Below are 26,109 nucleotides of genomic sequence, written 5' to 3' on the forward strand. Positions count from 1 at the left end.
CACAAGGAACATACGATGAGCGTACTGAACATTCTTGAAGAAAAGCTGGCGGAAACCAAAAAACAGGGGCGTTTTCGCGAGTTCCTCAACCTTGAACGCGGCGTGCAGGACAAACCCTGGGCCACCAGCCACGGGCACCACGGTGAGCGCCGCCTCAACGTCTGGTGCTCGAACGACTATCTGGCGATGAGCCACCACCCCAAAGTGCTGCTAGCCACCACCGAAGCGGTTAACCGGGTCGGGCTGGGCACCTGCGGCGCCCGCAGCATTTCCGGCACCTCGGTCTACCACAGTGAGCTGGAAACGCTGTTAGCCAGCGCCTACGGCAAAGAGTCGGCGCTGCTGTTCACCACCGGTTTCGGCGCCAACGACGCCACCTTGTCCACCCTGTGCGACGCCATTCCCGATCTGATCGTGTTCTCCGACGAGCTGAATCACGCCTCGATGATTTACGGTATCCGCTACAGCAAAGCGGAGAAAAAGATCTTCCGCCACAACGACGTGGCACACCTTGCCGAACTGCTGCAGGCCGCCGATCCGGCGCGGCCAAAGCTGATCGCCTTCGAGTCGCTGTATTCCATGGACGGTGACTTCGCCCCGCTGGCGCAGATCGTGGCGCTGGCGGAGCAATATCAGGCGCTGACCTATCTCGACGAGATCCACTCCGCCGGCGTCTATGGCGAACGGGGGCTGGGCTACGCCGAACAGCTGGGCCTGCTGGATAAAATCACCATTATTCAGGGCGGGTTCGGCAAATCTTACGGCGCGGCGGGCGGTTATATCGCCGCGCCCCGCTCGGTGGTGGAGGCGGTGCGCAGCTGGGCTCCGGCATTCGTCTTCAGCACCTCGTCGCCGGCGCCGGTGGTGGCCGCCGCGCTGGCCAGTTTTAAATACAACCTCGAGCATGACACCCAGCGCAAGCACCTGCTGGCGATCGTCGATCACCTGAAAACCGGCCTGCGCTCCGCCGGCATCCCGCTGGTGTCGGCCGACAGCCATATCCTGCCGCTGAGGGTCGGCGATCCGCACCGCAACAAACACATCAGCAAAGTGCTGCTCGATGAGCATGATATTTACGTGCAACCGGTCAATGCGCCGACGGTGCCCGCAGGCAGCGAGCGGCTGCGGGTGACGCCGACCTCGGCGCACTCCCATGCCGACGTGGAGACGTTCCTGGCCGCGCTGGGGCGGGTCTGGGCGGCGAACGATCTGCGGAGGGCGGGATGACGTTAGCGGATTATAACGGCCATCTGGTCACGCTCTGTCTGATGGCGACCGGCACGTTCGCCATCGGCACCGACGCCTTTATCGTCGCCGGCGTGCTCAGCGACATTTCCGATACCTTTGCCGTCAGCCCTGCGCAAGCGGGGCAGTTGATATCGGTATTCGCACTGGCTTATATGCTGTTCGCGCCGCTGACCGCCTGGCTGCTGGGCAACGTCAACCGCAAGCATATCCTGCAGCTGGCGCTGGTGCTGTTCATCGCCGGCAACCTGGCCTGCGCCTGGGCCACCAGCTACCTGCAGATCTCGCTCGGCAGAGTGCTGGCCGCATTGGGAGCAGCCTGTTACACGCCGCAGGCCGCCGCCGCCGCGGTGGGGCTGGTGGCGGAAAAACGCCGCGGCCTGGCCATTTCCATCGTCTATGGCGGCATGACGTTGGCTATTGCGCTCGGCATTCCGTTCGGTACCTTTCTCGCCAAACTGATCGGCTGGCGTGAAATCTTCCTGTTCATCGCCCTGCTGGGGGCGATTGCGCTGCTGGGCCTGTCGTTGGCGCTGCGCGCCATCGCGCCGCCGGGCAAGCATTCGCTGAAAGAGCGGCTCGCCCCGCTGCGGCAAAAGGCGGTGCTGACCACGCTGCTGATCACCTTTTTCGCCGTTTGCTCGGAACACATCGTCTATAGCTACGTCAGCGTATTGCTGAAAAACACCCAGTTCGGCCCGCAGGCGATCCTGCCCCTCGCGCTGCTGGTGTTCGGCATTGGCGCGGTGATCGGCAACTTTGCCTCCGGCGCGTTAACCGATGCCCTCGGCAGCAAGTTCGTGCTGCTGTTTTCCGTGGCGATCCAGACGCTGTCCCTGTTCCTGCTGGCCTTTTATGTCACTTCCGCCTGGTGGGTGCTGGCCATCTTTCTGGTCTGGGGCATCACCGGCTGGATGTACCTGGTGCCGATCCAGCATCACCTGTTGTCGCTGTCGAAACGCTTTGGCGCGCTGACCGTGTCGCTCAACAGCTCGGTGCTGTACGCCGGCATCGCGGCGGGCGGCATGCTGGGCGGCCTGACGCTCTACGCGCTGCCGGCCCATTACCTGCCTCTGTTTTCGCTGCCGCTCGGCGCCATCGCCCTGCTGCTGACACTGCTGTTTTTCCGGGGAGAGACCGGCAATGAGTAAAGCCCTTCCGGTGCTTTATGAGCGCCATGGCGAACAGGTTGCGGTCATCACCCTCAATCGGCCGGAAAAAAAGAACGCCATCAACCTGCAGATGGCCGAGCTGATCCGCACTTACCTGCGGCAGGCGGATAACGATGACTCGGTGCGCGCGATCGTTCTGGCCGGTCAACCGGCGGTATTTTCCGCCGGCATGGATGTCGACGCCTTCCGTCAGGGCGAACTGCCCATCGTCACGCCGGAGGGGTTTGGCGGGCTGATCCATGCGCAGATCGCCAAGGTGATCATCGCCGCCGTTGACGGCATCGCGTACGGAGGCGGCTTTGAGCTGGCGCTGGCGTGCGATCTGATCGTCGCCGGCCAGAACGCGCGCTTCAGTTTCCCCGAAACCGGGCTCGGGTTAGTCGCCGCACAAGGTGGATGCGCGCGCTTGCCGGCGCGCATTTCCCCCTATGTCGCACTCGACTGGCTGCTGACCGGCAGAACCGTCGGCGCACGGGAGGCGCTGTCACACGGCGCCATTTCCCGTATCAGCGAGGGGGCGGCCCGAGAAGAGGCGCTGCGCATCGCCGAACAGATCGCCGCAAAAGATCTTGCCGCCAGCCAAACGGTGAAGGCCATCGTGCGCCAGGGGCTGGCACGGCAAGAAGCCCCCTCATTCGCTTTTCAACAAGGCCCGGTCGAGCGCCTGCGCCAGGCTGCCGCCCGCCGATAATTCTCCCGCCGGTTCGCCTGAACCGGCATTTCCCGCTTTTTCGCCACCGCTCATTTTACGCAGCCCGCCTCTCGGCGCCGGGTTACACTGCGGTAGCCCTAATGCGCTGATAAGGAAAAACAATGCGCCATTTGCCTCTGCTGACCCCCAGACTTCGCCTGCGCCCGTTCACCGCCGACGATCTGCCCGACTTTACCGCCTACCGCAGCCACCCGGACGTGGCGCGCTATCAAAGCTGGAGCGACTACAGCGCCGCCGATGCGCAGGCCTTTTTCGCACAGCAACGGCGGCTCGAATTCAACCGTGACGACAGCTGGTTTCAACTGGCGGTCGAACGCCGCGAGGACGGCGCGTTGCTCGGCGATATCGCGGTGCATTTCTTCGATGAGGGGCGCCAGGCTGAACTGGGCGTGACCTTCGCGCCCAGCCACCAGCGTCAAGGGCTGGCGCGCGAGGCGCTGAACGCCGTCATCGCCCTGCTGTTCGGGCCGCTGGCGAAGCACCGTATTACTGCGGTGGTGGACGCGCGTAATCTTGCCGCCGCCACGCTGTTCGGCAAACTGGGTTTTCGGCGCGAGGCCCATTGGCGGCAAAACGTGTTTTTCAAAGGCGCGTGGGGCGACGAATTCGGTTTCGCTCTGCTGCAAAGCGAATGGCGGGAGAATGCAAAGCATGACGCTGCTGAATAAATACCTTGGGCAATACCAGTTCTCGGAGCGGCATGCGATCGCCATCGCCGCGCCACAGGCACGGATCCTGGCGGCCGTGGCCGCTTACGATCCCAAGCACGACCGTTTTTTCCGCAGCATGATAGCGCTGCGCGAATTGCCCGCGCGGCTGATGCCACGCAATAAACCCAGCCCGCCGCCGTTTGGCCTGCATAACTTTTGCCTGCTTGAGCAAGATGACAGCGCGTTGGTCTATGGCCTGATCGGCCGCTTTTGGCAGGCTGAATACGGTCTGGAGCAGGTCGCTGACGGGGCGGGCTTTCTGGCCTTCGTTAAGCCCGGCGTCGCCAAACTGGCGCTGGGTTATGTCGTGAGCCCTCTGCCGGACGGCCGCTGCCGCCTGGTGACGGAAACGCGCATCTTCTGCCCCGACGACGCCAGCCGGCGGCGGTTTACCCCCTATTGGTATGCGATTCGCCTGGTCAGCGGGCTGATACGCCGCCGTATGTTGCGCGCCATTAAAACAGTCAGCGAAAAGCCGGCGGTGAATCATTCACCAGGCTGATTTATTTAAGAGCATTCTTAGAGAATGAAAATCATTATCAGCCTATTTTTTAATCACAACAAGATAGTAGTGAGAAGCCATTGACCCCGCCCCCTGCGGGGATTTTTTCGCCTATTTATCACCTGTTTCAGGAAATACCTGCATAAACAGGAAGGTGCAAGGCTTGCGCTGATGCTGGTTGATCTGCGGCACCAGCCGGGTGAAATGCTCGGTCTGGCAATGCGCATCCAGGGCGGCGCGATCCGGCCAGCTTTCGATAAAAATAAAATGCCCGGGATCCTGCTGGTCGATACACAGCTCATAACTGATGCACAAAGGTTCCTGCCGGGTTTTCTCCACCAGCTCGCGATACCATGGCATAACGGTTGCAATGTGTTCCGGGTGGATAAAATCTTCAGCGATGACCTTCAGCATGTAGCGCTCCTGTATTTTGTTTTGCCGCGTTTCACCTTATATCCCCCCCTCACGAGATGAAAGCGCCTTTCTCCGGGTCTACCACCGGGTTGCCAATTCGGTGATAGCGCACACAGATCGCGATCAAAGCGCTTGAACGCGCCATAGCCCTGTGTGAACTTTTAATTAACAAGAAAGCAACACACCATTCACCGTGGTGATGTCTGCACCAACCTGCCGACTCGATACGCGGCGTTTTTTTCGCCCTAAAGGCCTGACCATTAGTCCTTTAGACCTTTAAGGCTCACGAAAAAATCCGTGGTTACCGCCGTGTTGCGGGCAACGGCATCAGGACGGTCCTGTGACCGACGTTTGTCATTCTCAGAAGAGAGGTTATCGCCAGTGAATCACGCCACCTATGCCGCTCCAGCGCTCAACGCCGCCATCCGCAAAACCTGGCGCAGACTGGTGCCCTTGATGTTCGCCATGTACTTCATCGCCTTTATCGACAGGGTTAACGTCGGCTTTGCCAAGGACGCGATGGCCATCGATATCGCGCTGTCGCAATCCGCCTTTGCCCTGGGCGCCGGGATATTTTTTGCCGCCTATGCGCTGTTCGGCATCCCGGCCAACCTGCTGATGAACCGCTGGGGCGCCAAACGCTGGCTCAGCGCCACCACCGCGCTGTGGGGGGCGCTGTCGGCCTGTACCGGGCTGGTGACCAACGAACAGCAGTTTATCGTCTTGCGCTTTCTGCTGGGGATCGCGGAAGCCGGCTTTTACCCCGGCATCCTGCTGCTCGCGTCGATCTATTTTCCCAATAAGGTGCGCGCCTCGGTCATTGGCATTTTCGTGCTCGGCGTGCCGGCGGCCCTGACGCTCGGCTCGCCGCTGTCGGGAGCCTTGCTGGAGATGCACGGCGTGCTGGGCAAACCCGGCTGGTTCTGGATGTTCGTGCTGGAGGGGCTGCCGGCCGTCGCCCTCGGCGTCTTCGCCTTTTTCTATCTCGACGATAGCCCGCAGCAGGCCCGCTTTCTGACCGAGGAAGAGCGTGCGGCGCTGGTGGCACAGTTGGCCGCCGAACAGCAGCAGACCGAAACCAGCAGCGTCAAAGCGGCGATGAGAAGCGGCAAAGTTTGGCATCTGGCGCTGATCTACGGCACCCTGCAAATTGGCGTGTACGGCCTGATGTTTTTCCTGCCGTCGCAGGTCGCCTCGCTGATGGGCACCCATCTCGGCTTCAAGGCCTCGCTGGTGGCCGCCATTCCTTGGGCGTTCTCTGCGCTGGGCGTCTATTTCCTGCCGCGCTTTGCCGACAGAAACACCGCCAGAAGATTACCGATCGCCGTCGGCTGCATGATCGCGGCGGCGCTGGGGTTGGTGGTCTCTTCCTATGCCGGCCCTTTGCTCGCTATCGTCGCCCTGAGCTGTTGTGCAGTCAGTTTCCTGGCGGTACAGCCGATTTTCTGGACGTTTCCCGCTCAGGTGCTCACCGGCCCGGCGCTGGCGGCCGGCATCGGCTTTTGCACTACGCTCGGCGCCGCGTTCAGCTTTTTAGCCCCGCTGATCCGCACCGAGGCGGAACAGCGTTTTCACAGCCCGCATGCCGGGCCGCTGGTGCTGGCCGCTTTCTCGCTGCTGTGCGCCGCGCTGTTGTGGGCGCTCAGAAACCGGCGCGCCGAGGTGAGCAAGCAAGACGCAGAGATTGCCGGATAGCGGCGCGTTATTTAACCCTTATTGAACCTGCGGATGGGACACTGGCACTCAGTCCCCTCGCCCGCAGGTGTTAAATGGATGAATTGACGCACATTATCGCCAAATACAGTCCGGAGCCGGAGATGTTGCTGCTGCTGATTTTCCTGTTTGCGCTGGGTAAATCCGTGATCTTCGTTTCCTCCATCCTGCCGCCCGCTTCGGTCACGCTGCTGATGGGCATCGTTGCGGGCAAGCACGCGCTGCCCCTCGGCGCCGTTTGGGCGGCCATCGCCCTCGGCGCCGCGCTGGGATCGATCTTGTCGTTCCACTGTGGCGCGCTGCTATGCCGCCGCGATCTTGGCCGCCGGCTGCCGGCACGCTTTCACGCGCCGCTGCGCAAAGCCCAGCGCGCCTTGCAAAAGAGAGGGCTACCGCTGCTGTTCGCCTCGCGTTTTTTGGCGGTGATGCGCTATACCGTACCGCTGATGGCCGGCATGCTGAAACTGCCGCTGGGGCGCGTCTATGCCACCGCCGCGCTCTCGGCTGCCGTCTGGGCGCTGATCTTGATGTCGGCTGCGCATATATTCCCCGTACCTTGACCTGAAAGATTCTTGGGCAAATGTTCGGCCCATGCGCCGACGTTGCGCCAGCGCACAGCCTCTCTTGCCGTATAAACTGCGGTGCAACATCGCAGTTTGCGCCAGATCACCTTTCTGAACATCAGTCGAAAAATGCGAATTTTTTTGCAGAATGCGCGCTTAAAACGGCGCAATGAGGAAACAAACAGAGAAAAGTCCGAGCGTAACACGCTGATTTGGTTGGCGGGTCGTACAGAGTTCGAACCTGTGACCCATTGATTAAAAGTCAACGGCTCTAGCGACTGATCGAACAACTCAACGCGCTAAACTGTCTTACTCGCCGGCGCCGCTGTCGAACGCTTACACCCATTACTTTTTCTCATGCGAATTTTACAACCCTTTGTTTAATCAACGAGATAAGCCGCATAAGGTCTGTTAATCCCACGTTTTGAAGAGTAATCTTCCGCTCCCTGAACGTCCGATTTGCCTCCTCCGTGTAAAGATTGATCGACTTTTATCCCGCGTATAAATGTTGTAAACATGTTGCACAAAGGTGGCGTTATTGCACTACCTTACTAAAGCCGGACCAACCGGATAAATGTATAAAAAAGAGCCACTTCAGAGCTCGCGACTTCACTAATGACAGGTAAAACAGGACATCATCAGATGGTAGATCACTCTAAAATAGCGACTGACGCGACGCCCGCTTCAGAAGATCATCTACGGCGAAACCTCACTAACCGACATATTCAACTGATCGCCATCGGCGGCGCCATCGGCACCGGTCTGTTTATGGGCTCCGGTAAAACCATCAGTCTGGCCGGCCCTTCGATCATCTTCGTGTACATGATCATCGGCTTTATGCTGTTCTTCGTGATGCGCGCCATGGGCGAGCTGCTGCTGTCCAACCTGGAATACAAATCGTTCAGCGATTTCGCCGCGGATCTGCTCGGCCCGTGGGCCGGTTTCTTCACCGGCTGGACCTACTGGTTCTGCTGGGTGGTCACCGGCATCGCCGACGTCGTGGCGATCACCGCCTACGCCCAGTTCTGGTTCCCCGAGCTGTCGCAGTGGATCGCTTCGCTGCTGTGCGTGCTGTTGCTGCTCGGCCTTAATCTGGCGACGGTGAAAATGTTCGGTGAAATGGAGTTCTGGTTTGCGATGATCAAAATCGTCGCCATCGTCGGGCTGATCGTCGCCGGGCTGGTGATGATCGCCATGCAGTTCCAATCGCCGACCGGCACCGTGGCCTCATTCACCCATTTGTGGAATGACGGCGGCATGTTCCCGAAAGGCATCAGCGGCTTCTTCGCCGGCTTCCAGATTGCGGTATTCGCCTTCGTCGGCATTGAGCTGGTGGGCACCACCGCCGCGGAAACCAAGGATCCGGAGAAATCGCTGCCGCGCGCCATCAACTCGATTCCGATCCGCATCATCATGTTCTACGTGTTCGCCCTGATCGTCATCATGTCGGTGACGCCGTGGAGCTCCGTGGTGCCGGACAAGAGCCCGTTCGTTGAGCTGTTCGTGCTGATCGGCCTGCCGGCCGCGGCCAGCGTGATCAACTTTGTGGTGCTGACCTCAGCCGCCTCTTCCGCCAACAGCGGCGTATTCTCCACCAGCCGCATGCTGTTCGGGCTGGCGCAGGAAGGCGACGCGCCGAAATCGTTCGCCAACCTGTCCAAGCGCGCGGTGCCGGCCAACGGCCTTACCTTCTCCTGCATCTGCCTGCTGGGCGGCGTGGTGCTGATTTACCTGATCCCGAACGTGATGACGGTCTTCACCCTGGTGACCACCGTATCGGCGATTCTGTTCATGTTCGTCTGGACCATCATCCTGTGCTCGTACCTGGTCTACCGTAAACAGCGCCCGGCGCTGCACCAGAAATCGATCTACAAGATGCCGGCCGGCAAACTGATGTGCTGGGTGTGCATGGCGTTCTTCGTATTCGTGCTGGTGCTGCTGTCGCTGCGCGAAGACACCCGCCAGGCGCTGATCGTCACCCCGCTGTGGTTCATCGTGCTCGGCCTGTCTTACGTGTTCCTGCGCAAGAAGAAAACCGCATGATGCAAAAGGGGCGGATATCTCCGCCCCTTCCTGATTTCTATGTCTCTGCGCTAATCCGCTTCCGTCGCCACCGCCGCTTTATCCCTGCGCCGCACGCGCAGCTCGCTGACCACCACCCCGATTACAATCAACGCGCCCCCCAATAACGCCACGCCCGGTAAACGCTCGCCGGCCAACCGCCCGACGATGCCCGCCCAGACCGGTTCGCCGGCGTAAATCACCGTGGCGCGCGTCGGCGAAACGCTGCGCTGCGCCCAGTTCATGGTCAGCTGAATCAAGGCGCTGGCCAGCCCCAGCCCAATGGCGCTGTACAGCAGGTAATCCGAATACGGCGGCGGCGACTCGCCGGTCGGCGCCATCATCAAAAAGGAGGCCAGCGAGGCGGTCGCCAGCTGCACAATGGTCACTCGGCGGATATTGACCTTGCCGGCGAAGGCGCCGATCAGAATGATCTCTGCCGCCATGCCCAGGGTGCCGGCCAGCGTCAGAATTTCACCGAGGCTCAGCGTCATGTCGGTGCTGCTCGGCGCCGCCAGCAGCATCAGGCCGGTGAAGGCCAGCAGAATGCCGATCCACGACATGATGCCGGGGAAGCGCCCCAGCACCAGCCATTGCAACAGAGGCACGATCGGCACGTACATGGCGGTGATAAACGCCGATTGGCTGCTGGTGATGGTCTGCAGGCCGACGGTTTGCATGCTGTAACCGAACATGATCGCCAGCCCGATCAGCACGCCCGCCTTCAGTTCATACCGGGTCAGGCCGCGCAGCACGCGCAGCGAAAACAGCGTCAGCGCCAGCGTGGCGGTGGCGAAACGCAGGCCGACGAAAAAGAACGGCCCGCTGACCTGCATCGCGTGATGCACCGCCAAAAAGGTGCCGCCCCAGATCATGGTGATGAAAATCAACACCGCTTCCGGCAACCTGATTTGCGGAACCACGGCGGAAATAAAGGATTTTTTTGCTGCTGACACCGACTTGCCCTTCCTGCTGAGTGCAATATAATGCACAGATCCTGCCAGTATGAGATAAAGTCCGGCGATGAGCAATACGGCGCATAACGCAAAAACCGATCCTCCCAAGGTGCTGCAATACCTGAGCAGCAATCTGCGCGGCTACCGCCAACGGGCGGGCCTGAGCCAGATGGCGCTGGCCGAGCTTTCCGGCGTCAGCCGCCGCATGCTGGCGGGCATCGAGGCCGGCGATCGCAACGTCAGCCTGGCGGTGCTCGACAAGATCGCCGCCGCCCTGGCGATTTCTTTCACCGATCTGATCCAGGCGCCGGAGGCGCGCGGCAGCCATCTGGTGGGCGAGTTGGCCTGGCAAGGCGCGCAGCCGGGCAGCCAGGCGCTGTTCGCCGCCAGCGTGCCGGCGCGGCAACGGGCCGAGCTGTGGGAATGGACGCTGATGCCGGGCGAGCGCTATGACTCTGCCCCGGACGCCGAAGGCTGGAGCGAAATGATCTACGTGATTGCCGGTACCCTGACGCTGGAGCTGGAACAAGGCACGCTGACGCTCAGCGCCGGCGCCGCACAAACCTTCAACAGCGATCAACGCTACGCTTACGCCAACCACGGCAACCTGCCCCTGCGCTTTATCCGCAACGTCGCCTTCTGACCGCCCGCCGGCACGCTGGCAGGAACAGCGGCTGGCGCACAAGCTGCGGCGCTTGCCCTGAATCCGCCATCCGACAAAACCAAGTTCGTCATTCGCTTCTATGCTTATCAAGGGTTTTTGTTAATCATCTGAGCGGGAGTACGGAACATGACGAAAGTGTTGGTGCTTTATTACTCAATGTACGGCCATATCGAAAGCCTGGCGCAGGCGGTGGCCGAAGGCGCGAATCGGGTTAACGGCGTGGACGTGACGATTAAACGCGTGCCGGAAACCATGACGCCGGAGGCCTTCGCCAAAGCCGGGGGCAAACAACATCAACAGGCGCCGGTCGCCACCCCGCAAGAGCTGGCGGACTATGACGGCATTATCTTCGGCACGCCGACCCGCTTCGGCAATATGGCCGGGCAGATGCGCACCTTCCTCGATCAGACCGGCGGTCTGTGGGCTTCCGGCGCGCTGTACGGCAAGGTAGGCAGCGTCTTCTCCTCCACCGGCACCGGCGGCGGCCAGGAACACACCATCAGTTCCACCTGGACCACGCTGGCGCACCACGGTTTCATCATCGTGCCGATCGGCTATGCGATGCCAGAGCTGTTTGACGTTTCGCAGGTGCGCGGCGGCACCCCGTATGGCGCCACCACCATCGCCGGCGCCGACGGCTCGCGGCAGCCGAGCAACGAAGAGCTGACCATTGCCCGCTATCAGGGCGAGCACGTGGCAAAAATCACCGCCAAGCTGAAAAGTTAAGCCCCCTCCTGCGCCTGTGATTCAAAGGGCCGCGCATTCGCACGGCCCCATCTTGTTGCCGACCCGCCGCAAGGTTAGAATGCCCCTCCCCCGGCCATTCAGCGTCTGAAGGCCAGGCCCGAATTCGTTCTGCCCGTCGCTCATCCGCTTTCAGCCCGAGGACGGGCGTTCTGTTTTTTGCGCACAGCGAAGGGAATAAGTCAGTGTCTAAAGATTTTGATGAACTAATAAGAGACATGGATCTTATTATTGAAAATGTAGACAGCTTCAAGGCTCTGGCTCCGCGCGCGCCCGAGCCGGCTCCGGCCCCGCCGCCGCCGGTTCATCACTACGACTCGTTCTGCGAGAACATCGCGCTGAAAGTGGTCTTGAAGGTGCTGCTGTCTTCGGTGGACAAAATAGTCAAAGTGCAGATCGCCAACAAGGTCGAGCAGGAGATTACCCAGATCGAACAGCAGGTGGTGCGCGCCGGCGGCGGCCCGGTGTCGCCGGACGATCTGGCGCAGATGACGCACTATGTGCGCCGTACGGTCAACAACCTGCTGGAATAACGCCCCGCCATACTTATTAGGCGATATGAATTTTTACGTTATTTTTATATCGCCTGCTTTATGCTTGATACACTTCAATAAATTGACGCATTGTCGGCAGGCATTCCGAGCAACAGTATGGTCAGAACCAAACAGATCCTGGTCGTTATTCATCTTTGCAGCTTTTTGGTCCTTCTTTACAGCCTTTCAATGATCCCGCCCCTGCTGATGGGGCTGTTGTATAAAGAAAAAAGCGCCTTCTCATTTTTCTATACCCTGGTGGTGGCCGCCACGCTAGGCGGATTGGGCTGGTTCAGCACCCGGCAGTCGAAAGTACAGCTGCGCACCCAGGACGGCTTTCTGATCATCGTGATGTTTTGGCTGCTGTTTTCCGCGATCAGCGCCCTGCCGCTGTGGCTGGATGACACGCTGAACGTCCGGCTGGTCGACGCGATGTTTGAGGGAGTCTCCGGCATCACCACCACCGGCGCCTCGGTGCTGAATGACGTCTCGAACGTGCCCAAATCGTTCCTCTATTACCGCTCCCAGCTCAATTTTATCGGCGGCCTCGGGGTTATCGTGTTGGCCGTAGCCGTGCTGCCGCTGCTGGGCATCGGCGGAGCCAAACTTTACCAGTCGGAAATGCCCGGCCCGTTCAAGGAGGAACGCCTGACGCCACGCCTGGCCGATACCTCGAAAAACCTGTGGTTGATCTACCTTGGGCTGGGGTTGGCCTGTACCGTCGCCTTTCGTCTGGCGGGCATGCCGTGGTTCGATGCGCTGTGCCACGGCATTTCCACCGTGTCGCTCGGCGGATTTTCCACCCGTAACGAAAGCCTGGGGTACTACGACAGTTCGGCGGTGGAAATGGTCGGCGGCATTTTCTCTATTCTGGCGGCGGTGAACTTCACGCTCTATTTCATTGCCGTCGGCCGTCGCAGCCTGAAACCGCTATACCGCAGCCCCGAGCTGCGCTTTTTCCTGTTGATTCTGGCCATCGTCGTGGCGATCGTGTGTATCGAGCTGTACCGCTCGGGCATGTACGGCGTCAAAGACGCCTTCGTGCACGGCTTTTTCCTCACCAGTTCGATGATGACCGACAACGGTCTGGCCATCGCCGATTACACACGGATCCCGTCCCACACCATCATGCTGCTGCTGGCGGCGAGTTTCTTCGGCGGCTGCGTCGGCTCCACCTGCGGCGGCATTAAAGCGCTGCGCTTTCTGATCATGTACAAACAAAGCCGGCTCGAGATCAACCAGCTGGTGCATCCCAACGCCATGTACACCATCAAGGTCGGCAATGCGCCGATCCAGGATCGGACGCTGCGCTCCGTCTGGAGCTTCTTCTTCCTTTACGTGCTGTTCACCTGTCTGTTTATCTGGCTGCTGAACTTGATGGGCTATGATCTGGTCACCGCTTTCGCCACCGTCGCCGCCTGCATCAACAATATGGGGCTGGGGTACGGAGAAACCGCCGCCGGTTTCGGCACGCTGAACGACGCGGCGAAATGGCTGATGTGCGCCGCCATGCTGCTCGGCCGCCTCGAGATCTATCCGATGTTGATCCTCTGTTCACGCGCGTTTTGGCGTTTTTGATAGTCCGAGCGGCGTACAGGGCGCCGTTCCGCTCTGCCAACGCCGACACATTCACAACATGAATGTATTGCATTGTTGTATTCGTTTCACTGCGATAAGTTTAATTCATTGTAAATATATACAGTGCTTTTTAACTTATTGAGGATATGAATATGCGTTTTAACAACAAGATGTTGGCCCTGGCCGCCCTGCTGTTCGCCGCGCAGGCGTCGGCCGACACGCTCGAATCCATCGACAACTGCGCGGTCGGCTGCCCGACCGGCGGCAGCAGCAACGTATCGATCGTGCGTCACGCTTATACGTTGAACAACAACAGCACCACCAAGTTCGCCAACTGGGTGGCCTATCACATCACCAAAGACACGCCGGCCAGCGGCAAGACGCGCAACTGGAAAACCGATCCGGCGCTCAACCCGGCGGACACTTTGGCGCCCGCCGATTACACCGGCGCCAATGCGGCGTTGAAGGTCGATCGCGGTCATCAGGCGCCGCTGGCCTCGCTGGCGGGCGTTTCCGATTGGGAGTCGCTGAACTACCTGTCCAACATCACGCCGCAAAAGTCCGATCTGAACCAGGGCGCCTGGGCGCGGCTGGAAGATCAGGAACGCAAGCTGATCGATCGCGCCGATATATCCTCGGTCTATACCGTGACCGGGCCGCTGTATGAGCGCAATATGGGCAAACTGCCGGGCACCCAGAAAGCGCACACCATCCCCAGCGCCTACTGGAAAGTGATTTTCATCAACAACAGCCCGGCGGTGAACCACTATGCCGCTTTCCTGTTCGATCAGAATACGCCGAAGGGCGCCGATTTTTGCCAATTCCGCGTGACGGTGGACGAGATCGAGAAACGCACCGGTCTGATCATCTGGGCCGGTCTGCCGGACGACGTACAGGCCTCGCTGAAGAGCAAGCCCGGCGTCCTGCCGGAATTGATGGGCTGCAAAAACTGACGAAAAAACCCGCCGCGGCGGGTTTATTTTTCATACGGGCGCCGGCGGTTTATTCCATCAGCGCCTTTTGCGCCGCGGCCAGTTCACGCTGCCGGGGCGACGCCACCGCGTGATCGCGCGCCAGCAGCGTATACACCGTCGGCAACACAAACAGGGTGAACAGCGTGCCCACCAGCATGCCGGATACGATCACCAGCCCCAGGCCGAAGCGGCTGGCGGCGCCGGCGCCGCTGGCGAACAGCAGCGGAATCAAGCCGAACACCATCGCCCCGGTGGTCATCAACACCGGCCGCAGGCGAATTTGCGCCGCCTGCAAAATCGCGGCGCGGCGCGTCAGCCCCTGATGCATCTGCAACTCGTTGGCGAACTCCACCATCAAAATGCCGTGCTTGCTGATCAGCCCGATCAGGGTCACCAGCCCGACCTGGGTATAGATGTTCATCGTGGCGTAGCCCAGCGCCAGCGGCAGCAAGGCGCCGCAGATCGACAGCGGCACGGTGATGAGGATGATCAGCGGATCTTTCAGGCTCTCGTACTGCGCCGCCAGCACCAGATAGATGATCACCAACGCCGCCAGGAACGCGAATGCCAGCGCGCTGCCTTCCTGGGTATATTGGCGCGAATCCCCCTGCCAGTCGTGGCTAAACTCGGCCGGCAGCGCATTGGCCTGCCGTTCGAGGAAGGCCACCGCTTCACCCATCGAAACGCCGGGCGCGGGAATGGCCTGCAGGGTGGCGGCGTTCTGCTGGTTGAACTGGGTCAGCTTGTTCGGCTCGACCTTAACGGCCACCGACACCACGGTGGAGAGCGGCACCAGCGTATTGTCCTGCGTGCGGACGTACTGTCGCGCCAGCGCCTGCGGCGTCAGCCGCTGTTCGCGCAGGCTCTGCGGGATCACGTCATAGGCGCGGCCGTCCATGCCGAAGCGGTTGAGGTAGTTTTCCCCCACCAGCACCGCCAGCGATTCGCCGATGTCGCTCATGCGGATCCCCAGACTGTTGGCCTTGGCGCGATCGATATGCACCTCCGCCAGCGGGTTGTTGTAGTCCAGATCGCTGTCCACCACCATAAACAGGCCGCTGTTTCTGGCGTTCTGCTTCACCTCTTCCAGGGTGCGATACAGCTGCGGGTAGTCCTGCGGCGTGCGCAGCACCATCTGCACCGGCAGCCCGCCGGTGGAGCCCGGCAAGGCGGGCAGCTGGAAGGCGAAAATGCTGGTGCCTTCGACGTCGTTCACCGCCCGCTGCAGATCGGCCTGCACCGCCGACGCCGAGCGCTGACGCGCCTGCCACAGCGTCAGGTTGATGCCGCCGATGCCGGACGCCGTGCCGTCGCTGCCGTTGATGATCCAGCGGCTTTCGGTTTCCGGCATGCGGTTGTAAACCTCGTCCAGCTTGTAGGCAAAGCGTTCGACATAGTTCAGGTTGGCGTGCTGCGGTGCCTTGATGGCGGTCAGTACGATGGCCTGATCCTCGGTCGGCGCCAGCTCGCGCTGCGGCATCAGGTACAATAGCGGCAGGCTGATCATCACCAGCAACGCCAGCGCGCCGGTCAACCAACGGTGGCGCAGCGAAAAATCCAGCGCGCGCGCATAGCGCCGCGTCAGACCGCCGAAGAACCACTCGGCGGCGTGCGCCACGCGCCCTTCGCTCTGTTTGGCCGGCAGCAGGAGCGAGCTCATCACCGGCGACAGCGTCAGCGCCACCACGCCGGACACCACTACCGCCCCGGCCAGCGTCAACGCAAACTCGCGAAACAGCGCGCCGGTCAGCCCGCCCATCAGGCCGATCGGCGCATAGACCGCCGCCAGCGTCAGGGTCATGGCGATCACCGGCCCCGCCACCTCGCGCGCGCCGATCATCGCCGCCGCCAGCGGCGTTTTCCCCTCTTCGATATGACGATGCACGTTCTCCACCACCACGATGGCGTCGTCCACCACCAGGCCGATCGCCAGGACCATCGCCAGCAGCGTCAGCAAATTGACGCTGAAGCCGAAGGCCAACATCAGCCCGGCAGCGCCAAGGATCGACAGCGGAATGGTCACCACCGGGATCAACACGGTGCGCAGCGACCCCAGACACAGGTAGATCACCGCCACCACGATCACCAGCGCTTCGAGCAGGGTATGCACCACTTCATCGATCGAGGCCTGAATAAAGCGCGCGGTTTCGAACGCCAGCGCCATCTTCACGCCCGGCGGCTGCATCTTGTCGATCGCCGGCATCAGGTGACGAATGCCGTCGACAATCACCAGCGGGTTGCCGGTCGGCGTAGGGAAGACGCCGAGGAACACCGCCGGTTCGCCATCCATCAGGGCGCTGGTTTCCGTGGCCGCGGCGCCCAGCTCCACGGTGCCGACGTCTTTTAAGCGCACCAGGCCATTGCCGTCGTTGCGCACCACCAGATTGCGAAATTCCTCAACGCTGGTGAGATCGGTATTCACCCGCACGTTGGCAACCACATACTGCCCTTTCACCTTGCCCGGCGCCGCCTGGTAGTTGTTGCGCCGCACCGCGTCGGCCACGTCGGCGGCGGTCAGGCCGCGGCCGGCCAGCCGATCGCTGTCCAGCCACAGGCGCATCGCCATTTTTTGCCCGCCGAACACTTCCACCTTGGCGACGCCGTCGATGGTGGTGAACATCGGCTCCACCACCCGCGTCAGGTATTCGCTCAGCGCCGGCGTGGACAGCGTTTTACTGGAAAAGCCGACATAGGCCACGGCGGTAGCCTCACCGGCGGAACGTTCAATCACCGGATCGTAAGCCTGCTCCGGCAGCTTGTAGCGCACCTGATTGACCTTGGCCATCACTTCGGTCAACGCCTGGGTCGAATCGCGGTTCAGCGCCATGCGCACCGTCACCACGCTGCGCCCCTGCACCGAAGAGGAAGAAAGGTAGTCAACGCCCTCGACGGAGGACACCGCCTGGGCGATCGGCTGCGTGACAAAGCCCTGCATCAGCTCGGACGACGCGCCGGGATATTCAGTGCTGATGGTGATGGTCGAGTTTTCCAGCAGGGGGTATTGGCGGATCGGCAACTTGCTGAGCGCCAGCGCGCCGAACAGCAGGATCAGGGTGCTGACCACCAGCGCCAGCACCGGCCGGCGCACGAACAGATCGGTAAATGTCATCGGTCTCTCCTCAGGAACCGGCCTGGGCGGCGTTCAGGGTATCCTGCGCCACCGGCTCGGCCGCCATGCCGTCGCTCAGCTTGAGCTGGCCCGAAGTCACCACCCGATCGCCTTCCTGCAGGCCATTGACGATCTCGACGCGCCCGTCGTTGCGCTCACCCACGGTGACCGAAACGCGCTTGACCGTCATGCCCTTTTCACCCTGCTGGGCCAGAAACACGGTATCGCCGTACGCGGTATAAGTCAGCGCCGTTTCCGGCACCGTCAACACCGCCACGCGCTGCTGCTGCGTGACGCGAATGCCGGCGTACATGCCGGCCTTCAGCAATCCCTCACGGTTGGTCAACGTCGCCTGCACCTGCACGGTGCGGGATTTGCCGATCATCGGGTCGATAGCGGTAATGACAGCGGGGAAAGCGCGATCGGGATACGCCCCAACCTGCACCGACACCGCCTGGCCTGGCGCCAACCCGGCGCTGCTTTGTTCGTCCAGCGAAAAGTTGACGCGCAGCGTATCGGCGTCCACCAGGTTCGCCACCGCCTCGGCGGCGTTAAGATATTGCCCTTCATGCACGCGGCGAATGCCGATGACGCCGGAAAACGGCGCGCGGATCGCCTTCTGCGCAATTTTGGCCTGCGTTTCCCGCACCGCGCCAAGCGCCATATCCCGCTCGGCCAGCGCATCGTCCAACTGTTGCCGCGCAGTGGCGTTGAGGTTCATCAGTTTTCGCATGCGCCCCAGCAGCAGATCGGCGTTGCGCAATTGCGCCTGCAGACGCACCAGCTCAGCCTGTTCGACCGCATCGTTGAGCTGCACCAGCAACTGCCCCTGCCGCACCGTTTGGCCGGATTCGAACAGGATGCGCGTGATGCGGCCGCTGGTTTCCGCCGCCACCTCCACCTGGCTGGCCGCCTCCAGCTCGCCCACGCCGGCGTAGCTGCGCGCCGCCTGTTCACGCAGTGCGGGCGCCAGCGCCACTTTCACCGGCGGATAGGCCGGTGCGCCTTCGCTTTGCCGCGCGGTGGAACGCATCGCTACCGCAGCGACGACGAGTACCGCCAGCAGCGCCGCGATAATGAGATATCGTTTCATCATGCAGCCTCACGCGTGTTGGCCAGACGTTGACGCAAACGGCTGGCGATGGCCGTCACCCACAGCCCGCCGATCACCGTGATGTGTTCCAGCGCGAAGTAGAGAGAAATCTGCATATTGGGAGCGGACATATTCCAGAAGGTGTGGACGATCGCGATAGTCAGGATCAGAAACACCGACAGCATGCCGGCGCCCAGCCACACCCACCGGTTCAGCAGGATCAATACCGAACCTGTCAGCAGCACCGCCGCCGACGCCAGGTTGAACAGCCAGGCCGGATGCAAACCGGCGGCGCGCATCTCCGCCAGGCTCCCTTCGATGTCGAACAGCTTGGCGAGCCCCGACGAGATGAAAATCACCATCAAGCACAGACGTGCGAGCAGCCAAAGCCAATAACTGTCCAGAGCGGTGTTGATAAAGCGTTGCATAACGGTTTCTTCCTGATTTTACAGCCAAAGCCATCCTTCTCCCCAATAAGACGGGGGCAGGTCTCGAGAGATGCCGGTTGCCAAGCCCGGCAGGCTGAACTATAAAACCTCAGGTTAACTTGAGGTCAAGTTGAGGAAGATAAAATGGCAAGAAATGAACCGATTGACGCCAATCGGCTATTGACCGTCGGGGAAGTGGCGAAACGCAGCGGCGTGGCGATATCCGCGCTGCACTTCTACGAGAGTAAAGGGCTGATTCAGGCGACGCGCAACGCCGGCAATCAGCGGCGTTATCCGTCGGTGGTATTGCGCTATATCGCGGTGATCAAGATCGCACAGCGCGCGGGCATTCCGCTGGAAGAGATCCGCGCCGCGCTGAGCCGTTTCCCCATCGGCAGCAAGCTGACCTCAGAACAATGGGGAGTGCTGTCCTCCGCCTGGCGCAAAACACTGGATGAGCGTATTCAACGGCTGACGGTGCTGCGCGACCATCTCGATAGCTGCATCGGCTGCGGCTGCCTGTCGCTCGCCGACTGCCCGCTGCGCAACCCGAACGATATATTGGGCCGGCAAGGAGCCGGCGCGCATATTTTCGAACACCCGGATGGGCAGTGACAGGCGACTAGGCAACCGGCATCATCGAGAGGCGGCGATTGGCTTCGGCGAATACCGCGACGCTGTGATCGATAAACGCCCGCACCGGCGGCAACAGGCCTTTGCCGCTGGTGAACACCAGATGCACAATGCTGCTCGGCGCACGCCACTGTGGCAGCAGACGCAGCAGTTGACCCGTTCGCAATTCGTTGGCACACAAATGGATCGGCAAAAACGCGACGCCCATCCCGGCAATCGCCGCACTATGCAACGTGCTGTAATCCCCGCAACACAGCCGGGGGACGTGTACGAAAGTACGTTGATTGCCTGCAATATCCTCGAACTCCCATCGATCGCGGTCCAGCCACTCCCCCATCGACAACGTCGGCAAGCTGGCCAGCTGTTCGAACGACTGCGGCAAGCCGCCGGCTTTCTCCACCAGCTGCGCGCCGGCGACCAAAATGCGTTGCCGTACGCCAAGATCGCGCTTTATCAATGATTGATCCTGGTCGAAATGACTCGTAATGCGAAACGCCACATCGATCTTTTCGTTGATCAGATCCACATGGCGCTCATGGATCAACAGTTGTACGCGCACGTCCGGGTAACGCGCCATAAACCCCAACAGCAGATGGGAATTATAATACTGCATCAAACCGGGCGGCGAACTGATGCGCAGGCAGCCGCTCACTTCGTCGCGCGCACGGGCGACAATGGCATCGGTCGCCTCCAACCGCTCGATAATCGCCTCACACTGCCGATACACATCGCGGCCAATATCCGTGACGCGGAAACTGCGCGTCGAACGTTCGATTAACCGCGCACCGTAACTCGCCTCCAGACGAGCCACGCGTTTGCTGAGTTTGGATTTGGCTTCGCCGCTCGCCCGCTCGGCTGCGGCGAAACCACCATGTCGCACCACCAAAGCAAACAGTTGAAGATCGTTCAAATCCTGCATGCCCCCTCCTTATCGTTTCCAGTTTGGAAACGATGCATTACGCTTTCAGGCACTACCGCGCCGGCACCTCGCTGCTTATCCTTTAGCATAACGAAACAAAAAGATTCAACCATAGCAAAGAACAAGCGTATTGCGCTTGGGGAGAACATCATGAAGAACTTCATGTTGAAAACGATGCTGCTAGGGGCTTTTGTCTTTTCAGGCGCAACAGTCGCGGCAACGCAAATCAATAGTCAACAGGCGGACGCCCTGACGCCGCGCCAGGTGATTACCGTTAGCGGTGCCGCGAATCTGAGCGATGCGGAAAAGATGTTGGCGGACAAAACCGCCAAGGCTGGCGCCCGTTACTACAAAATCATCGCGATCGTAGGCAATAACAAGCTGCACGCCAGCGCGATGACTTATCAATAACCAACCCCGGCAGCGGCGGCTGCCGGTTTTTTTGCACCCGCCCATTCATCAGGGATAAATAATGTTCAGCGTGGCCGAGGTGTTGATTTCACCCTGCGTCACGCCATCGCGCTGATAAGGATAATAATAAGCGCCCATGCCGATGATAAAGTGACTGTTCAGGCTGCCGCCGGCGGCGACGTGAAACAATGAGGTGGCGCTGCCGCGATCGACATTGGAGGGCGACAGTACCACCGGCGAGCTCGGCATATCGCGTTTGACCAAGCGCAGCCCCACCCCTTGCGTGCCGCCCGCGTTGGCATTGGTCAGCACGCTGGCGTCGGAGGCCAGCAGGTTATTGCTGGACAGGAACATCTCGACGGCGCGATCGGCGATGCCTTCCTGCTGCATGTTCTGGCAGCTGATGTTCAGCGAGAACGGCGTGTAGCCGGGTTGGTTGTTATTCAGCACCTGCGCCACGCCCATTTTCGGCAATCTGACCGTCAGGCCGGCGTTGTCGAAACGGCAGGTGGTGGTTTTGGGCGCGTATTTGATGTTCATCGGCTGGCCGTACATATCGCGTTCGTCATAAGGCCAGTTGCCGGTCAGGAGCCAACTGAGTATTTTCCCTACTTGCTGCAACAGCCAAATCGGCAATTCCCATATCTTTATGCCGGTAATGTCCGAGACCATCAGCGCGTCATCCAGCATCAACGTATCCCCCGGCACCACACGGCCATTTTTGGGCTTCGATTCTAATGAGTAGCGCACGGTCATCGGCGTATTTAACTCGGCGGCGGAATGTTCGCCGCGCTTTGACAGTTCACGATCGCCAATCTTATTGACGATTTGCGCGCGTATCCACCGCGTGCCGTTGTTAAAACCAAAAATAGCCGCATTCTTATTATCGGGCGACAGCTTGAGCGTATAGGTAAATTTGCTCTTTGAAGAACTGCAGTCAAAAGTGCCGACATATTGGGTGCTGTATTGCTCCTCCCACACCGGGGTGTTGGCATTCAGCTTATCGGAGAGATCGACATTCAAAGCCGGTGCAAATGAGATCCCTTTGCCAAAACAGGTGGCATAACTATAGCCGCTGAACAACCCGGACAGCAGCAGCAAAAAAATCAGCCTGATCATAGGTTCGGTTATCCTGTATTAGCGGCAAACGCCGGGCGACGCGTCGAGCGCCAGAGTCGGTTTGGCGATACGGCAACGGCCGTCGCGCAGTTGCACCGTCAACGCCGTTGGCGGCTGTTCGACGCGCAGGTACAGCACGCTGGCCTGGCCGACAAAGCCTATCGACCGGCCGTTTTCATCCAGCACTTCGGCGCCGAACGGCAGCGGTGCACCATCGGCGCGCTGCGCCCGCAGCTGGAATGGCTGACGTTGATCGGTTTCGAATTTCAGGTAGCTGACCGCGCCGTAGTAAGGCACGTGGTTGGCGACGTTGCCGCTGATTTCCGCCCCGCTGCTGTGGCCGGTATCCGACAGCGTGACCGAGTTTTGCCGGTATGGCGTGGCATAGGGCACCAGCGCCAGGCCCTGGGCGTTGGTCACGATGCTTTCGTCGCCGTTGACCATCAGCCCTTCGGCCTGCGGCGCCTCGACCACCGTCATGGTGTTGCCGATTTCGTTCGACGCCAGCACATGCCAGGGGATCGCCACCAGGCTGCCGCGCGCGCTGAGGCCGCTCTGGCGATAATCGTTGCCTTCGCTGTAGGAGACGCCAAGCGTCGAGACACGGGTACGGTAGGCCGCATTGACGCCGGCCATGTTGTCGCCGCCGCTGCGATTGCTGCCGTTCAGCGAGTAGCTCAGACGGTTGGACTCCAGCGCGTTGCCGCTCAGGCTGACCGTGCTTTGCTGATAGTGAGAGTCCGTCGCCGACAGGCCGGTGCTGAGGTAGGCGTTGTTGTCGAACACCGACAGCGGCAGGCTGAACGACAGGTAATAACGCGTCTCTTCCTCACGCTGGCTGTTGCGCACCCGGCTGGCGGAAACGGAGTAGCTGACGCGCCCCAGATTGTTGGAGTACCCCAACTGGTATTCGCGGCTTTTCGCGTTGGCCGTCCAGTAATCGCGCTGGGAGCCGGAGAAGAACAGCGTGCCCCACCCTTCGTTAAGACGCTGGTTCAGGTTAAGCGTAAAGGTATTTTTCGGCCGGGCGGACCGCAGCGCATCCCAGGTGTTCATATCCAGTTCGGACAAACCCTCCTCGTCGCGCCAGCGTTCAAACTGCCGTTCCAGCTGGCGGTAACCGTCATTAGAGTAAATGGCGTCGGTAAAGCTGTAGTAACCGCGGGTGGAGTAACGGTAGGCCGCCAGCGTGAAGTTGGTCGCGGTGGCATCGAGAAATTTACTGTAGGCAATACGGAAGCTCTGCCCGCTTTCACGGCGGTTTTTCAGGCGGGTATCGGCATGCGTCAGGTCGATGGACACCGCCCCTATCGGCAGGTTCCAGCCGCTGCCGAGCAGCCAGGCCTGATAGTCGTCGCTCAAAATGCTGCCGGCATAGCCGGTTACCAGGTTGTTGAAACCGTACTGCAGGGTGCCCTGCACAAAGCCGGGATCGTAATCGGTATTGCTTTCGTTCACCTTGCCGGCCAGCACGCTGTATTGGCTGACGCCCTGTTTCAACATGTTGGGTACGGCGGAAAACGGCACGCTGAACGACTGTTCACGCCCATCCGCCTCTTTGACCGTCACCCACAGATCGCCCGCCGAGCCGGTCGGCTGAATACTGTCGAGGGTAAAGGCGCCCGGCGGCACGTTTTCCTGGTAGATCACGTTGCCGTTCTGCACCACTTTCACCAGGGCGTTGGTTTGCGCCACGCCCCGCACGATCGGTGAAAAGCCCTGCTGCGAGTTGGGGCGCATGCTGATGTCCGACGCCAGCGCCACCCCGCGGATGCGCACCGAGTCGAACAGATCCCCCGGCGAATAAAAATCGCCGGCGGTCAGGTTGGATTTGATGTCGGCGAAGCCGCGCTGCAGATAGCGCGTGTTGTTCTGCCAGTGGCTCCCCCGCCCGCTGCCGTGGCGAAAGCTGCTGCTGTCGCGAAATTGCCAACCGGCCAGATTGATCCCGGATTCCAGCCCGGTATAAAAATCGTCGTTGTTGCTGCGATTGCCGTCGCCGCGCGCCTCGGCGTGGTAGTACGTCGCGTTGTAGGCCAGCGTCAATGCGGAGATGCCGCGATTCCAGAAGGCCGGATCCACGTATCCCGCCTCCGATCGGTTGACCCGCGCCTGCGGCACCGTCAGCCGCAGGCTCAGCGCGCCGACGTCCATATCGAACCGGCCGCCCTGCACCAGCGTGGCGATCGACAGCGTCGTCTGGGGCGCCTGAGGCGTCGGCAATTGACTCAGATCGATGCCCAGCCGCTGCGCATCCTGGTAGTCGATTTGGATATCGTCGCGTTGGGTGCCAAACAGCAGCGCATAGCGCCCTTTCCAGTCATGGTTGACATACACATCGATCTCCTGCCGGCCGGCAGGCATGTCATTATTGAGGTAAAAACGCGAGAGATCGGAATCGCGCGATTCGCCGGCCAACAGCGACGTATCGAACGTCACCGCCCAGGCCGTATCCGGCAACAAGAATGAAGAGGCGGTCAGCAGCGAGAGGACTTTTTTATTCAGCTTCATTGTTGTTCTTTCAGGTTAGTGTGCGGTGATGGCTTTAGACTTGTAAGCCCCCAGATCGTCGATATACATCAGGTCATAACGGGCGTTTTTGCTGACCGCTCGTTTGCTGGCGGCAAACTGGGTGGAAAACGGCGCGACCATCAGCGAATCAACCAGCAGATGCTTGTCCGCACCTTGGCCTATATTCGCTACCGTAATGAAATACGGGCTTTTATTGATGACGTTGAAGCCTTTGCCATTGGCTTGCAGCGTCAGTTCTTCCAACGCATTTTCCACGCCGCGGGTTAACGCCTGCGGGCGGTAGAACAGTTTGATGCGCGACTTGATCGCCAGCTGCAGCGTATTGGTGCCCTGCAGGTTTTCCGGCGTCGGCGGGATATCCAGCACGTTGAGGTAGAACACCGATTCACGATCCGCCGCCAACGCGGCGCCAACTTTCTGAATACGCAGCTGCTGCCCGCTGTTGCCGTTCACTTTCACCACCGGCGGCGACAGCAAAAACGGCACATTGGCGGTTTCCGGGGTGGAATTGATATCGCCGTCGTCGATCCAGGCCTGAACCAGCGAGGGGTCGGTACCGTTATTCAGCAATTGGACAATCACGTCCTTGTTGTTTGCCGGGTAGATCACCCGCGTGCCGTTAACCACCACATTGGCCTGCGCACCAACGGAACCCAGCAACAGCGCCGCTATCATCATGTATTTTTTCATCGTTCCCCCGGGTGGCCAGGCCCTATCAAGGGCCTGGCTGTCAGCGCGATTACAGGTAAGAAATGGTGTAAGTCACGTTGGAGCTCAGAGCGCCCACTTTTGCCGCTTCGGCGTTGGTTTTGTAGTAGTACGCGTCCAGCGTCAGGGTTTCTGAATCCGGCGCCTCTTTGTCGCCCATGATGTCGGTGACATAAGGCACGTTCAGTTGGATCGGGGTGGAAGAACCGGTTTCCGCCAGAGAGAAGCCTACGTTTTTCGCGACGGAAGCGTCGTTCTCGTTGACCGAGTTGTTCAGCAAATATTTGCCGTCGGTGGAGATGTTATCCGCGGAGGAGAAGTAGATTTTCAGCGGGGTGCCCGCGGTACCGGCCGCCGGCGAACAGCCGGAGAAGGTCAACGAGAAGGACTTCTTGTTCTTGGTGATTGGCCCGACGGTGTTACCCGCATCGGTCACCGAGATCGGGCTCAGTGCTACGGTGAAATCCGCGCTCTTGCCGCCGTTAATCGTACAGGTGGTGTCGGTAATGGCGCCGGTAAAGTTAATCACGCCACCGGCGGAATTGTCTTCAGCAAAAGCCACCGGCGCAGCGACCGCGGCCGCCATGATTGCAACAGAAAGCATTTTCTTCATCAT

General features: G+C 60.4%; 25 protein-coding genes and 1 tRNA gene. 15 read left to right on the top strand and 11 right to left on the bottom strand.

What is annotated here, in order from left to right; all coding sequences use genetic code 11:
• The first annotated feature begins 15 nt into the window (after positions 1–15).
• From hemA to ACJ8HN_RS08890, 5 genes are all read left to right on the top strand, one after another.
• A complete protein-coding gene (gene hemA, locus ACJ8HN_RS08870) occupies positions 16–1,227 on the top strand; it encodes a 5-aminolevulinate synthase (RefSeq protein ID WP_033646541.1) in 1,212 nt (403 codons plus the stop codon).
• Positions 1,224–2,396 (top strand): MFS transporter, encoded by a 1,173-nt coding sequence (locus tag ACJ8HN_RS08875; protein ID WP_130042905.1) that lies wholly within the window; start codon positions 1,224–1,226, stop codon positions 2,394–2,396. Before hemA ends, ACJ8HN_RS08875 begins: the two co-directional genes overlap by 4 nt.
• Complete coding sequence (locus tag ACJ8HN_RS08880) at positions 2,389–3,108, top strand: enoyl-CoA hydratase-related protein (protein WP_047568144.1); 720 nt, start codon at positions 2,389–2,391, stop codon at positions 3,106–3,108. Before ACJ8HN_RS08875 ends, ACJ8HN_RS08880 begins: the two co-directional genes overlap by 8 nt.
• 122 nt (positions 3,109–3,230) lie before the next feature.
• The gene (locus tag ACJ8HN_RS08885; protein ID WP_060420529.1) at positions 3,231–3,797 is read left to right on the top strand and encodes a GNAT family N-acetyltransferase; all 567 of its coding nucleotides are present in this window, start codon (positions 3,231–3,233) and stop codon (positions 3,795–3,797) included.
• Entirely contained in the window at positions 3,781–4,341 is a 561-nt protein-coding gene (locus ACJ8HN_RS08890) for a hypothetical protein (protein ID WP_033654200.1), read from the top strand. The genes ACJ8HN_RS08885 and ACJ8HN_RS08890 overlap by 17 nt, the downstream gene beginning before the upstream one ends.
• Before the next feature lie 111 nt (positions 4,342–4,452).
• Here ACJ8HN_RS08890 and ACJ8HN_RS08895 read toward each other — a convergent pair whose 3' ends face one another.
• Positions 4,453–4,755 carry a putative quinol monooxygenase gene (locus ACJ8HN_RS08895; protein ID WP_033637930.1) on the bottom strand — a complete coding sequence of 101 codons (303 nt, stop codon included), beginning with the start codon at positions 4,753–4,755 and terminating at the stop codon, positions 4,453–4,455.
• Positions 4,756–5,136: 381 nt separating this feature from the next.
• Here ACJ8HN_RS08895 and ACJ8HN_RS08900 point away from each other — a divergent pair, with 381 nt between their 5' ends.
• On the top strand, positions 5,137–6,450 hold the full coding sequence (locus ACJ8HN_RS08900) for an MFS transporter (protein ID WP_033646546.1): 1,314 nt from the start codon (positions 5,137–5,139) through the stop codon (positions 6,448–6,450).
• A gap of 74 nt (positions 6,451–6,524) precedes the next feature.
• On the top strand, positions 6,525–7,028 hold the full coding sequence (locus tag ACJ8HN_RS08905) for a DedA family protein (RefSeq protein ID WP_308343902.1): 504 nt from the start codon (positions 6,525–6,527) through the stop codon (positions 7,026–7,028).
• Between the two features lie 220 nt (positions 7,029–7,248).
• On the opposite strand, the gene ACJ8HN_RS08910 is transcribed toward ACJ8HN_RS08905, so the two are convergent.
• Positions 7,249–7,324: transfer RNA gene (locus tag ACJ8HN_RS08910), tRNA-Lys, on the bottom strand.
• 349 nt (positions 7,325–7,673) lie between these two features.
• On the opposite strand from ACJ8HN_RS08910, the gene cycA reads away from it, so the two are divergent.
• Complete coding sequence (gene cycA / locus ACJ8HN_RS08915) at positions 7,674–9,074, top strand: D-serine/D-alanine/glycine transporter (protein ID WP_033637927.1); 1,401 nt, start codon at positions 7,674–7,676, stop codon at positions 9,072–9,074.
• 50 nt (positions 9,075–9,124) lie between these two features.
• Here cycA and ACJ8HN_RS08920 read toward each other — a convergent pair whose 3' ends face one another.
• The gene (locus ACJ8HN_RS08920) at positions 9,125–10,048 is read right to left on the bottom strand and encodes a DMT family transporter (RefSeq protein WP_033637926.1); all 924 of its coding nucleotides are present in this window, start codon (positions 10,046–10,048) and stop codon (positions 9,125–9,127) included.
• Between the two features lie 67 nt (positions 10,049–10,115).
• Here ACJ8HN_RS08920 and ACJ8HN_RS08925 point away from each other — a divergent pair, with 67 nt between their 5' ends.
• From ACJ8HN_RS08925 to ACJ8HN_RS08945, 5 genes are all read left to right on the top strand, one after another.
• Positions 10,116–10,691 carry a helix-turn-helix domain-containing protein gene (locus ACJ8HN_RS08925; protein ID WP_033654204.1) on the top strand — a complete coding sequence of 192 codons (576 nt, stop codon included), beginning with the start codon at positions 10,116–10,118 and terminating at the stop codon, positions 10,689–10,691.
• A gap of 147 nt (positions 10,692–10,838) precedes the next feature.
• The gene (gene wrbA / locus ACJ8HN_RS08930) at positions 10,839–11,438 is read left to right on the top strand and encodes an NAD(P)H:quinone oxidoreductase (RefSeq protein ID WP_164104773.1); all 600 of its coding nucleotides are present in this window, start codon (positions 10,839–10,841) and stop codon (positions 11,436–11,438) included.
• A gap of 236 nt (positions 11,439–11,674) precedes the next feature.
• Positions 11,675–11,989 carry a hypothetical protein gene (locus ACJ8HN_RS08935; RefSeq protein WP_033646551.1) on the top strand — a complete coding sequence of 105 codons (315 nt, stop codon included), beginning with the start codon at positions 11,675–11,677 and terminating at the stop codon, positions 11,987–11,989.
• Between the two features lie 117 nt (positions 11,990–12,106).
• Complete coding sequence (locus ACJ8HN_RS08940) at positions 12,107–13,567, top strand: TrkH family potassium uptake protein (RefSeq protein ID WP_033654205.1); 1,461 nt, start codon at positions 12,107–12,109, stop codon at positions 13,565–13,567.
• Positions 13,568–13,719: 152 nt separating this feature from the next.
• Positions 13,720–14,520 (top strand): DNA/RNA non-specific endonuclease, encoded by an 801-nt coding sequence (locus ACJ8HN_RS08945; protein ID WP_369783758.1) that lies wholly within the window; start codon positions 13,720–13,722, stop codon positions 14,518–14,520.
• A gap of 49 nt (positions 14,521–14,569) precedes the next feature.
• Here ACJ8HN_RS08945 and ACJ8HN_RS08950 read toward each other — a convergent pair whose 3' ends face one another.
• From ACJ8HN_RS08950 to ACJ8HN_RS08960, 3 genes are read right to left on the bottom strand one after another with little or no spacing between them, the layout of a single operon-like run.
• Positions 14,570–17,650, bottom strand: a complete 3,081-nt coding sequence (locus ACJ8HN_RS08950; RefSeq protein ID WP_369949088.1) for a MexW/MexI family multidrug efflux RND transporter permease subunit — start codon at positions 17,648–17,650, stop codon at positions 14,570–14,572.
• Between the two features lie 10 nt (positions 17,651–17,660).
• On the bottom strand, positions 17,661–18,746 hold the full coding sequence (locus ACJ8HN_RS08955) for an efflux RND transporter periplasmic adaptor subunit (RefSeq protein ID WP_033646555.1): 1,086 nt from the start codon (positions 18,744–18,746) through the stop codon (positions 17,661–17,663).
• The gene (locus ACJ8HN_RS08960) at positions 18,743–19,171 is read right to left on the bottom strand and encodes a DoxX family protein (RefSeq protein ID WP_033654208.1); all 429 of its coding nucleotides are present in this window, start codon (positions 19,169–19,171) and stop codon (positions 18,743–18,745) included. Before ACJ8HN_RS08960 ends, ACJ8HN_RS08955 begins: the two co-directional genes overlap by 4 nt.
• A 144-nt stretch (positions 19,172–19,315) precedes the next feature.
• Here ACJ8HN_RS08960 and soxR point away from each other — a divergent pair, with 144 nt between their 5' ends.
• Positions 19,316–19,786: a redox-sensitive transcriptional activator SoxR gene (gene soxR / locus ACJ8HN_RS08965; RefSeq protein ID WP_033637918.1), complete on the top strand. Its 471-nt coding sequence runs from the start codon at positions 19,316–19,318 to the stop codon at positions 19,784–19,786.
• 7 nt (positions 19,787–19,793) lie between these two features.
• Here the strand turns inward: soxR and ACJ8HN_RS08970 are convergent, their stop codons facing one another.
• Positions 19,794–20,723 (bottom strand): LysR substrate-binding domain-containing protein, encoded by a 930-nt coding sequence (locus ACJ8HN_RS08970; protein ID WP_049195819.1) that lies wholly within the window; start codon positions 20,721–20,723, stop codon positions 19,794–19,796.
• 150 nt (positions 20,724–20,873) lie between these two features.
• On the opposite strand from ACJ8HN_RS08970, the gene ACJ8HN_RS08975 reads away from it, so the two are divergent.
• Positions 20,874–21,134 carry a DUF1471 domain-containing protein gene (locus tag ACJ8HN_RS08975; RefSeq protein ID WP_442523276.1) on the top strand — a complete coding sequence of 87 codons (261 nt, stop codon included), beginning with the start codon at positions 20,874–20,876 and terminating at the stop codon, positions 21,132–21,134.
• Positions 21,135–21,182: 48 nt separating this feature from the next.
• Here ACJ8HN_RS08975 and ACJ8HN_RS08980 read toward each other — a convergent pair whose 3' ends face one another.
• From ACJ8HN_RS08980 to ACJ8HN_RS08995, 4 genes are read right to left on the bottom strand one after another with little or no spacing between them, the layout of a single operon-like run.
• A complete protein-coding gene (locus ACJ8HN_RS08980; RefSeq protein WP_442523277.1) occupies positions 21,183–22,253 on the bottom strand; it encodes a fimbrial protein in 1,071 nt (356 codons plus the stop codon).
• A gap of 18 nt (positions 22,254–22,271) precedes the next feature.
• Positions 22,272–24,764 carry a fimbria/pilus outer membrane usher protein gene (locus tag ACJ8HN_RS08985; RefSeq protein ID WP_041034562.1) on the bottom strand — a complete coding sequence of 831 codons (2,493 nt, stop codon included), beginning with the start codon at positions 24,762–24,764 and terminating at the stop codon, positions 22,272–22,274.
• Between the two features lie 15 nt (positions 24,765–24,779).
• Positions 24,780–25,475, bottom strand: coding sequence for a fimbrial biogenesis chaperone (locus ACJ8HN_RS08990; protein ID WP_033637911.1), 696 nt, complete (start codon positions 25,473–25,475; stop codon positions 24,780–24,782).
• A 49-nt stretch (positions 25,476–25,524) separates the two neighbouring features.
• The gene (locus ACJ8HN_RS08995) at positions 25,525–26,109 is read right to left on the bottom strand and encodes a fimbrial protein (protein WP_033637910.1); all 585 of its coding nucleotides are present in this window, start codon (positions 26,107–26,109) and stop codon (positions 25,525–25,527) included.

It is taken from the genome of Serratia sp. CY29653 (assembly GCF_052169255.1).
Classification (GTDB): Bacteria; Pseudomonadota; Gammaproteobacteria; order Enterobacterales; family Enterobacteriaceae; genus Serratia; species Serratia sarumanii.

What these genes read in the sequence shown, in the direction of transcription:
- hemA (WP_033646541.1), top strand. Translation starts at nt 16, where the DNA reads ATGAGCGTACTGAACATTCTTGAAGAAAAGCTGGCGGAAACCAAAAAA.
- ACJ8HN_RS08875 (WP_130042905.1), top strand. Translation starts at nt 1,224, where the DNA reads ATGACGTTAGCGGATTATAACGGCCATCTGGTCACGCTCTGTCTGATG.
- ACJ8HN_RS08880 (WP_047568144.1), top strand. Translation starts at nt 2,389, where the DNA reads ATGAGTAAAGCCCTTCCGGTGCTTTATGAGCGCCATGGCGAACAGGTT.
- ACJ8HN_RS08885 (WP_060420529.1), top strand. Translation starts at nt 3,231, where the DNA reads ATGCGCCATTTGCCTCTGCTGACCCCCAGACTTCGCCTGCGCCCGTTC.
- ACJ8HN_RS08890 (WP_033654200.1), top strand. Translation starts at nt 3,781, where the DNA reads ATGACGCTGCTGAATAAATACCTTGGGCAATACCAGTTCTCGGAGCGG.
- ACJ8HN_RS08895 (WP_033637930.1), bottom strand. Translation starts at nt 4,755, where the DNA reads ATGCTGAAGGTCATCGCTGAAGATTTTATCCACCCGGAACACATTGCA.
- ACJ8HN_RS08905 (WP_308343902.1), top strand. Translation starts at nt 6,525, where the DNA reads ATGGATGAATTGACGCACATTATCGCCAAATACAGTCCGGAGCCGGAG.
- cycA (WP_033637927.1), top strand. Translation starts at nt 7,674, where the DNA reads ATGGTAGATCACTCTAAAATAGCGACTGACGCGACGCCCGCTTCAGAA.
- ACJ8HN_RS08925 (WP_033654204.1), top strand. Translation starts at nt 10,116, where the DNA reads ATGAGCAATACGGCGCATAACGCAAAAACCGATCCTCCCAAGGTGCTG.
- wrbA (WP_164104773.1), top strand. Translation starts at nt 10,839, where the DNA reads ATGACGAAAGTGTTGGTGCTTTATTACTCAATGTACGGCCATATCGAA.
- ACJ8HN_RS08935 (WP_033646551.1), top strand. Translation starts at nt 11,675, where the DNA reads ATGGATCTTATTATTGAAAATGTAGACAGCTTCAAGGCTCTGGCTCCG.
- ACJ8HN_RS08940 (WP_033654205.1), top strand. Translation starts at nt 12,107, where the DNA reads ATGGTCAGAACCAAACAGATCCTGGTCGTTATTCATCTTTGCAGCTTT.
- ACJ8HN_RS08945 (WP_369783758.1), top strand. Translation starts at nt 13,720, where the DNA reads ATGCGTTTTAACAACAAGATGTTGGCCCTGGCCGCCCTGCTGTTCGCC.
- ACJ8HN_RS08950 (WP_369949088.1), bottom strand. Translation starts at nt 17,650, where the DNA reads ATGACATTTACCGATCTGTTCGTGCGCCGGCCGGTGCTGGCGCTGGTG.
- ACJ8HN_RS08955 (WP_033646555.1), bottom strand. Translation starts at nt 18,746, where the DNA reads ATGATGAAACGATATCTCATTATCGCGGCGCTGCTGGCGGTACTCGTC.
- ACJ8HN_RS08960 (WP_033654208.1), bottom strand. Translation starts at nt 19,171, where the DNA reads ATGCAACGCTTTATCAACACCGCTCTGGACAGTTATTGGCTTTGGCTG.
- soxR (WP_033637918.1), top strand. Translation starts at nt 19,316, where the DNA reads ATGGCAAGAAATGAACCGATTGACGCCAATCGGCTATTGACCGTCGGG.
- ACJ8HN_RS08970 (WP_049195819.1), bottom strand. Translation starts at nt 20,723, where the DNA reads ATGCAGGATTTGAACGATCTTCAACTGTTTGCTTTGGTGGTGCGACAT.
- ACJ8HN_RS08975 (WP_442523276.1), top strand. Translation starts at nt 20,874, where the DNA reads ATGAAGAACTTCATGTTGAAAACGATGCTGCTAGGGGCTTTTGTCTTT.
- ACJ8HN_RS08980 (WP_442523277.1), bottom strand. Translation starts at nt 22,253, where the DNA reads ATGATCAGGCTGATTTTTTTGCTGCTGCTGTCCGGGTTGTTCAGCGGC.
- ACJ8HN_RS08985 (WP_041034562.1), bottom strand. Translation starts at nt 24,764, where the DNA reads ATGAAGCTGAATAAAAAAGTCCTCTCGCTGCTGACCGCCTCTTCATTC.
- ACJ8HN_RS08990 (WP_033637911.1), bottom strand. Translation starts at nt 25,475, where the DNA reads ATGAAAAAATACATGATGATAGCGGCGCTGTTGCTGGGTTCCGTTGGT.
- ACJ8HN_RS08995 (WP_033637910.1), bottom strand. Translation starts at nt 26,109, where the DNA reads ATGATGAAGAAAATGCTTTCTGTTGCAATCATGGCGGCCGCGGTCGCT.